This is a genomic window from Rhodococcus sp. NPDC127593 (assembly GCF_042671975.1).
In the GTDB taxonomy this organism is placed as follows: domain Bacteria; phylum Actinomycetota; class Actinomycetes; order Mycobacteriales; family Mycobacteriaceae; genus Rhodococcus_F.
The window spans coordinates 1-1,767 of record NZ_JBHXWI010000162.1 but is presented as its reverse complement, the minus strand read 5'-3'; the positions used below and the strand labels follow the sequence as shown (position 1 = coordinate 1,767).

Genomic DNA, 1,767 nt, shown 5'->3' with positions numbered 1-1,767 from the left:
CTAACGGGGCTTCGCCCCAGCCCGACGAGTCGTGTGGTGGTCACTGGGTCGGGGGGCTCCGGCCGGTTGGGGTTGTGACCCTGGTCGACGACGTCGATCGGGTGTATGAACCGTCGTAGCGGTTGGTTGGCCTACTGGCCGCCCGACCCACCGGAGCCCACCATGACCGTAGCGCGCAGCGTCGCCGATGTCGTCACCGAGCACGTGCTGTTCGAGGTCGAGTGCATCGACCGGATGTACCTGAACGTCTACGTGCCGGGCCTGCAGTACGCCAAGGGTCTGGTCGGCTACGTGCACCGGCAGCTGGGGTTGCCGATCGCCTCCACGGCACCGTTGGCGAGGATCACCGACCGCTTCTCGACGGCGGTGCACCGCTTCGCCGACACCGGACACATTCCCTGGGTCGACTTCGTCAAGGGCCAGCGCAAGGACGACGTCATGCACGAACAGCTGCAGCGCTTCACCGCGCCGGAGGGGGTGGTGTTCATCGGCCGGGCACAGGAGAAGACACCGCTGTTCCGCACCGAGAAACGCCGCGACACCGACGGCCGGAGCTACCCGTGGATCGTCAGGTCCACCGGCATCGTCAACCACTACTACTTCTACTGCGTCGATGCCGACTTCGGCCCGTTCTTCCTCAAGTTCTGCTCGTACTTCCCCTACAACGCCAAACTCTGCATCAACGGCCACCACTGGGCGCAACGTCAGGCGGCCAAGGCCGGGCTCGGGTTCACCGCACTCGACAACGCGTTCGCCGCGGTCGACGATCCCGCCGCGCTGCAGGCGATCTGCGATCGGCTCACCGCGGCACGCATCGACGCGCTGCTGCGTAAGTGGCTGGCGATTCTGCCGGATCCGTTCGCCGACGCCGACCGGGACGCCGGCTACCGCTACGACCTGTCGGTGTTGCAGGCCGAGTTCTCCCTGACCCAGATGCTCGACGCCCCGGTGACGGGCCGGGTCTTCTTCGAGCAGATCATCCGCGACAACCTCGACATCGGCCGCCCCGATCAGGTCGCGTTGGTCTTCGACCGACGTCTGATGTCGCGGCGTCGGCGTCCCACCCCGGGACGATTCCGCACCCGGGTGATCACCGAGGGTGTCACCCCCAGCCTGCACGTCGATTACAAGCACACCACGATCAAGCAGTATCACAAGGAGGGACGGGCCCTGCGTACCGAGACCACCATCAACAACACCCGCGATTTCGAGATCGGGAAACGACTGACACATCTGCCCGCACTGCGGGAGATCGGCTACACCGCCAACCGGCGCCTACTGCGCGTCCAACAACTCAGCCACGACCCGATCACCGGCGCCGACGCCCTCGCCGCCATCACCGCCCCGGTCACCACCGCCACCGGTGCCCGCGTGTCGGGACTGCGCTTCGCCGACCAGCGCAGCCACGCCCTGCTCTCCGCACTGCTGATCTTCCGGCTGCACCCGAACGGCTTCACCAACAAGGACCTGCGCACCCTCACCGCCGAGCTGCGCGGACTCGACCCGGACACGGTGTCCGCCGGGCAGATGACCTACGACCTGCGCCGACTGAAAACCCGCAGCCTCATCGTCCGGATCGAGGGCACCCACCGGTACCAGGTCACCGACCACGGACTCGACACCGCGAAGTTCCTCACCTGTGTCCACGATCGGGTCCTGCGCACCGGCCTCGCCGAACTCGCCACCCCGACAACCACTCCCGGCCCCCTACGATCGGCAACGACCGCGTACCGCACCGCCGTCGATACCCTCACCGCCACAGCGCAA

The 1,767-nt window shown here is 66.9% G+C and carries 1 protein-coding gene; it reads left to right on the top strand.

The window, feature by feature from the left end:
- Window positions 1-162: 162 nt before the first annotated feature.
- The coding region (locus tag ACFVJ3_RS49350; protein ID WP_378459024.1) for a hypothetical protein at window positions 163-1,767 on the top strand (1,605 nt) is incomplete at its 3' end.